Origin of the sequence: Pseudomonas haemolytica (genome assembly GCF_009659625.1) — a bacterium.
GTDB lineage: Bacteria > Pseudomonadota > Gammaproteobacteria > Pseudomonadales > Pseudomonadaceae > Aquipseudomonas > Aquipseudomonas haemolytica.
Window position 1 is genome coordinate 632,129 of record NZ_VOIW01000004.1, and the last position, 7,658, is coordinate 639,786.

General features: G+C 58.0%; 2 protein-coding genes. One reads left to right on the forward strand and one right to left on the reverse strand.

What is annotated here, in order from left to right; all coding sequences use genetic code 11:
• Positions 1 to 8 precede the first annotated feature (8 nt).
• Positions 9 to 1,364, reverse strand: coding sequence for a TolC family outer membrane protein (locus FRT59_RS16715; protein ID WP_034116721.1), 1,356 nt, complete (start codon positions 1,362 to 1,364; stop codon positions 9 to 11).
• 338 nt (positions 1,365 to 1,702) lie between these two features.
• On the opposite strand from FRT59_RS16715, the gene FRT59_RS16720 reads away from it, so the two are divergent.
• The coding region (locus tag FRT59_RS16720; protein WP_153871727.1) for a retention module-containing protein at positions 1,703 to 7,658 on the forward strand (5,956 nt) is incomplete at its 3' end.

Sequence of the window (7,658 nt, forward strand, 5' to 3'; positions counted from 1 at the left end):
GAGGTGACTCAATTCATCCCAGGCAGTTGGACTTTAGGTTTCACGTCGTTCTGTACGACGGAAGCCATCGGTGCGACCACTCCCTGGCTCTTGAGCAATTCACCCATGGTCGCCTTGATTCGGTACTGAGTAAATAACTGAATGTTCTTGATTTCTTCCAGGCGGCGGGAAGCGGTGAACAATTCATTCTCGCTGTCGAGCAAATCCAACAGGGTACGTTGACCGAGGCCGAACTGTTGCTGGTAGGACGTGCGTACGCGGGTACTGTGGTCCACGTATTGCTGGGCGACCGGCAATTGGGCGTTGGCGTTGTTCAGTGCGTTCCAAGCCAAGCCTAGCTCTTCATTGAGTTGACGCAAGGCGTTGTTGCGAATGTCCAGGGCTTGGTTAGCCTGGTAGGACTTCGATTGCAGGTCAGCCTTGTTGCTGCCACCGGCGAACAGGTTGAAGCGCATGCGCACCATGGCTTCCCAGCCATTGCTGTGGTTGGGATCACCGGAGACGTTGTTGTCGGCATTGGTGCCCAGCTCAGCGTCGAAGCGCGGGTAGAAGGTGGACTTGGCGGCTTCGTACTGCTTCTCGGCGGCGGAGATATCCGACTCGGCCGAACGCAGGATCGGGCTGTTGTCGAGCATCTGGCGACGGGCTTCATTCAGGTCTGCCGGCAGCATGGCCATGAACGGCGCCGGGCGCTCGAGCTGGTCGGGCATCTGCCCGACGGCGCTGAGGTAGTTGACCTGCGCGTCTGCCAGGTTGGTCTGCTCGGTGATCAGGTTGTTGCGGGCCTGGGCCAGGCGCGCTTCGGCCTGGTCCTGGTCGGCACCGTTGCCAACGCCACGCTGGGTGCGCAACTTGATCTGATCGTAGATGCGTTCGTGGTTGCGCAGGTTGTCTTCGGCCAGGCGCACGAACTCACGGCGGGTCAACACTTCAAGGTAAACCTGGGCGACGGTCAACGCCGTACGCTCGGAAGTACCCAGCAAAGAGTAGGCACGGGAATTAACGTTGGCTTGTTGACGCCCGACTTCGCTGGAGGTGGCGAAACCGTCAAAAATCATTTGCTGCAGGCGCAGGCTGGATTCGCCGCGGTTGAGCGTGTCCCAGTGATTGCCGCTTGGGTTGTTGGCTCGGGTGGTGGCGTTGTCAGTACCTTGGCGCCCGTAACCGGCGTTCAGGTCGACACGCGGCAGGTAACCACCTTGTGCAGCGCGCAATTGGTAGTCAGCGGCGATGCGGCTATTTACACCCGCCTGGATTTCCGGGTGTACATCCAAGGCCTGCTGCATAGCTTGGGGCAGTGTCTGGGCTTGTACGAAACTGGCGGCGAGAACGAACGGTATTGCCTTGAACAGGTGCAGACGCATTTAAAAATCCCCAGGACTTCTTGTCTCAAGTCACAGCGATTGGCACCGCTGCGTCGGATAATGGCTACCGTAATGACCGTACGTCGGAAAGTTCAAAAAAGCGGAACTGCTTCACACATGTAGGACGGTTCGCCGCATAAATATCAATGTGACATTACGGTGCTGATTGTTTAGGATGGCAGCCATAAGGTCAATACTTTGGCACAAACTAGATCACTAAAAAATCTAGCCAAATATTTGACGTCAAGACATTCATAGACTACGACCTCCAAATTAGCAGCGCTATTCACACGCCGCAAAATGGAATTTATCGAAACGGATTGCCGGAGAAAATTTTAATGAGCAGTGTTGTTGCCATCGTCAAAAGCATTGTTGGTCAAGTTTTCGTTATTTCTCCGGAAGGCACGCGGCGTGTCCTCGTAGAAGGTGATCGCCTGTTCGCGGGTGACCAGATCGACACGGGCATGTCCGGCGCGGTGAGCCTGGAGTTGGCCGACGGCCGCATCCTGGACCTGGGCCGCGACACCCAGTGGAGCGCTGACTTGCCGGACTCCAGCCTCGACCTCGCCGCTGCGAATGAACAAGCCGCGCCATCGGTTGCAGAGCTGCAGCAAGCCATCGCCGCCGGCGCCGACCCGACCACCGACCTGGAAGCCACCGCCGCTGGCGCAAACGCTACGGGTAATGGTGCTGCCGGTGGCGGCCACAGTTTCGTGGTGCTGGACGCGACTGCTGGCCGCGTTGATCCGACCATCGGCTTCCCAACCGGCCCCATTGGCCAGGGAACTTCGACACTCAACGCGCTGACCGGCGCCCCTGGCGCCGACTCAGGCTTGGCGCTGCAGCCCTCGACCCTGTCCCTGAGTGCAACTCCGACCATCACCGAAGCCGGCGGCGTGCTGACCTACACCGCTACCGTGACCCGGCCTTCCACCAGCGACGTGACCGTCACCTTGTCCAATGGCGCGGTGATTACCATCCCGTCCGGCCAGTTGACCGGCACCGTCAACGTGCCCCTGGCCCCTAACGACAGCCCCTACATCGACCCGAGCCAGATCAGCGTCAGCGTTACCGGTACCACCGGCGGCGGCAATCTGGTGCTGACCATCGACCCTAATCCGGCCGTGACGCAGATCACCGATACCATCGACACCACCACCGTCACGCTGACCGCGGGCGATACGGTGACTGAAGGCGGCCAGATCACCTACACCGCCACCTTGACCAACCCGGCACAGACGCCGGTGACCGTCACCTTGAGCAATGGCTCGGTGATTACCATCAAGGCGGGCGAATCGACGGGCACCGTTGTTGTCGATACTCCGGCTAACGACGTCTACAACAATGGTTCTACCGTCAGCACCACCATTACCGGCGCATCCGGCGGTAACTTCGAGAACCTGGTGCCGAGCACCACGCCTGCGGTCACCACCATTACTGATTCGGTCGACACCACCACCGTCACACTGACCGCTGGCGAGACCGTGACCGAAGGCGGGCAGATTACCTACACCGCCACCTTGACCAATCCGGCGCAGACGCCGGTGACCGTCACCTTGAGCAATGGCTCGGTGATCACCATCAAGGCGGGCGAGTCGACGGGCACCGTTGTGGTCGATACACCGGCTAACGACGTCTACAACAATGGTTCGACTGTCAGCACCACCATCACCGGTGCAAACGGCGGTAACTTTGAGAACCTGGTACCGAGCACAACGCCTGCGGTCACCACCATTACTGATTCGATCGACACCACCACCGTTACCCTGACTGCCGATGGCAACGTAACCGAAGGCGGCCAGATTACCTACACCGCTACCTTGACCAACCCGGCGCAAACTCCGGTGACCGTCACCTTGAGCAATGGCTCGGTGATCACCATCAAGGCCGGAGAGTCGGCGGGCACAGTGGTCGTGGAGACGCCGGCCAACGACGTCTACAACAACGGTTCGACTGTCAGCACCACCATTACCGGCGCTACGGGTGGCAACTTTGAGAGCCTGGTGCCGAGCACGACACCGGCGGTCACCACCATCACTGATTCGGTCGATACCACCACCGTCACCCTGACGGCAGGCCCGACTGTGACCGAAGGCGGCCAGATCACCTACACCGCCACCTTGACCAACCCGGCGCAAACGCCGGTTACCGTCACCTTGAGCAATGGCTCGGTGATCACTATCAAGGCAGGCGAGTCCGTCGGCAGCGTGGTTGTGGACACGCCGCCCAACGACGTCTACGTCAACGGCAGCACCGTCAGCACCACCATCACCGGCGCGACCGGCGGCAATTTTGAAAGCCTGGTGCCGAGTACGACACCGGCGGTTACCACGATCACCGATTCGATCGACACCACCACCGTGACGCTGACTGCGCCAAGTGCCGTTAATGAAGGCGGGCAGATCACTTACACCGCTACGCTCTCTAACAAAGCGGGCACCGACGTAACGCTGAAGTTGGATAACGGCTCTTCCATTACCATCAAAGCTGGCGATACCGTCGGCACAGTGACCGTCCCTGCACCTACCGATGATGTGTTCATCGACAAGAGCACGCAGACCGTCCAGATCACCGAGACCACTGGCGGCAACTTCGAGAAATTGGAAGTTGCGGGCAATGGTGCGACCACCACGATCAACGACACCATTGACAAGGTTGATGTGGTACTGACCGCCACTACTACCGTGGGCGAAGGCGGCAACATCGTTTACACCGCCAGCCTTGTGGATAAAAACGGCGCGCCGGTGACTAACATCACTAACCCGCTGACCGTCACTCTGGATAACGGCCAGACCATCACCATTGGTGTGAATCAATCGAGCGGCACTGTTTCGGTTGTGGCACCAGATGATGTGTACAAAGGCGATCAAACCGTCACCACCGCTATTACGGGTGTGACTGGCGGTGAGCACTTCGAGAACCTGGTACCGGGTACTACGCCGGTTAACACCACCGTTACCGACACACCGGGTACCGATAACACCACTACCGTGACCCTGACCGCTCCGTCCGAGGCGAACGAAGGTGGCCAGATCACCTACACCGCGACCTTGAGCAACAAGGCCGGTACTGACGTTACGTTGAAATTGGATAACGGCTCGTCCATTACCATCAAGGCGGGCGATACCGTTGGCACCGTGACTGTCCCTGCGCCTACCGATGACGTGTTCATCGATAAGAGCACGCAGACCGTCCAGATCACCGAAACCACCGGCGGCAACTTCGAGAAATTGGAAGTCGCAGGCAACGGTGCTACCACCACGATCAACGACACCATCGACAAGGTCGATGTGGTCCTGACCGCAACCACCACTGTCGGTGAAGGCGGCAATATCGTCTACACCGCCAGCCTTGTGGATAAAAACGGCGCGCCGGTGACTAACATCACTAACCCGCTGACGGTCACTCTGGATAACGGCCAGACCATCACCATTGGTGTGAATCAGTCGAGCGGCACCGTTACGGTTGTGGCACCAGATGATGTGTACAAAGGCGACCAGACCGTCACCACCGCTATCACGGGTGTGACTGGCGGCGAGCACTTCGAGAACCTAGTGCCGGGCACCACGTCGGTTAACACCACCGTTACCGACACACCGGGTACCGATAACACCACTACCGTGACGCTGACGGCTCCGTCCGAGGCGAACGAAGGTGGTCAGATCACCTACACCGCGACCTTAAGCAACAAGGCCGGTACTGACGTTACGTTGAAATTGGATAACGGCTCGTCCATTACCATCAAGGCTGGCGATACCGTTGGCACTGTGACCGTCCCTGCACCTACCGATGACGTGTTCATCGATAAGAGCACCCAGACCGTCAAAATCACTGACGCTTCTGGCGGCAACTTCGAAAAACTGGAAGTTGCGGGCAACGGCGCTACCACCACGATCAACGACACCATCGACAAGGTCGATGTAGTCCTGACCGCCACAACAACTGTCGGCGAAGGCGGCAATATCGTCTACACCGCCAGCCTTGTGGATAAAAACGGTGCACCGGTGACTAACATCACCAACCCGCTGACCGTCACCCTGGACAACGGCAAGACCATCACTATCGGTGTGAACGAGTCCAGCGGTAGCGTTACCACCGTAGCTCCAGATGACGTGTACAAAGGCGACCAAACTGTCACCACCGCCATCAAAGGCGTGACCGGCGGCGAGCATTTCGAAAACCTGGTGCCAGGCACTACGGCGGTGAACACCACCGTCACCGATACTCCCGGCACCGACAACACCACTACCGTTACGTTGACTGCGCCAAGCGCCGTTAATGAAGGTGGCCAGATCACTTACACCGCTACGCTTTCCAATAAAGCGGGCACTGACGTAACGCTGAAACTCGATAACGGTTCAAGCATCACCATCAAGGCCGGCGACACTGTCGGCACCGTGACTGTTCCGGCGCCTACCGATGACGTGTTCATCGACAAGAGCACCCAGACCGTCCAGATCACCGAAACCACTGGCGGTAACTTCGAGAAGTTGGAAGTTGCAGGCAATGGCGCGACCACCACTATCAACGACACCATCGACAAGGTTGATGTAGTTCTGACCGCCACCACCACCGTCGGTGAAGGCGGCAATATCGTCTACACCGCCAGCCTTGTGGATAAAAACGGTGCACCGGTGACTAACATCACCAATCCGCTGACGGTCACTTTGGATAACGGCCAGACCATCACCATTGGTGTGAATCAATCGAGCGGGACTGTTTCGGTTGTGGCACCGGATGATGTGTACAAAGGCGATCAAACCGTCACCACCGCCATCAAAGGCGTGACCGGCGGCGAGCACTTTGAAAACCTGGTGCCAGGCACTACGGCGGTTAACACCACCGTTACTGACACACCGGGCACCGATAACACGACAACTGTCACGCTGACCGCGCCAAGCGCTGTTAACGAAGGTGGTCAGATCACCTACACCGCTACGCTTTCCAATAAAGCGGGCACTGACGTAACGCTGAAGTTGGATAACGGCTCGTCGATCACCATCAAGGCTGGCGAAACCGTGGGTACAGTGACGGTTGCAGCACCTGGCGATGACGTGTTCATCGACAAGAGCACCCAGACCGTCAAGATCACTGACGCTTCTGGCGGCAACTTCGAAAAACTGGAAGTCGCAGGCAACGGCGCTACTACGACGATCAACGACACCATCGACAAAGTCGATGTGGTGCTGACCGCGACCACCACCGTCGGCGAAGGCGGCAATATCGTCTACACCGCCAGCCTTGTGGATAAAAACGGTGCGCCGGTGACTAACATCACCAACCCGCTGACCGTCACCCTGGACAACGGCAAGACCATCACCATTGGTGTGAACGAGTCCAGCGGTAGCGTTACCACCGTAGCTCCAGATGACGTGTACAAAGGCGACCAAACTGTCACCACCGCCATCAAAGGCGTGACCGGCGGCGAGCATTTCGAAAACCTGGTACCGGGCACTACGGCGGTGAACACCACCGTCACCGATACTCCCGGCACCGACAACACCACTACCGTTACGTTGACTGCGCCAAGCGCCGTTAATGAAGGTGGCCAGATCACTTACACCGCTACGCTTTCCAATAAAGCGGGCACTGACGTAACGCTGAAACTCGACAACGGTTCGAGCATCACCATCAAGGCGGGCGATACTGTCGGCACCGTGACTGTTCCGGCGCCTACCGATGATGTGTTCATCGACAAGAGCACCCAAACGGTCCAGATCACCGAAACCGCTGGCGGCAACTTCGAAAAACTGGAAGTCGCAGGCAACGGTGCGACCACCACTATCAACGACACCATCGACAAGGTTGATGTAGTTCTGACCGCCACCACCACCGTCGGTGAAGGCGGCAATATCGTCTACACCGCCAGCCTTGTGGATAAAAACGGTGCACCGGTGACTAACATCACCAATCCGCTGACGGTCACTTTGGATAACGGCCAGACCATCACCATTGGTGTGAATCAATCGAGCGGGACTGTTTCGGTTGTGGCACCGGATGATGTGTACAAAGGCGATCAAACCGTCACCACCGCTATCAAAGGCGTGACCGGCGGCGAGCATTTCGAAAACCTGGTACCGGGCACTACGGCGGTGAACACCACCGTTACCGACACACCGGGCACCGATAACACAACGACTGTCACGCTGACTGCGCCAAGCGCTGTTAACGAAGGTGGACAGATCACCTACACCGCGACCTTGAGCAACAAGGCCGGTACTGACGTCACCTTGAAATTGGATAACGGCTCGTCCATTACCATCAAGGCCGGCGACACCGTTGGTACAGTGACCG

What these genes read in the sequence shown, in the direction of transcription:
- FRT59_RS16715 (WP_034116721.1), bottom strand. Translation starts at nt 1,364, where the DNA reads ATGCGTCTGCACCTGTTCAAGGCAATACCGTTCGTTCTCGCCGCCAGT.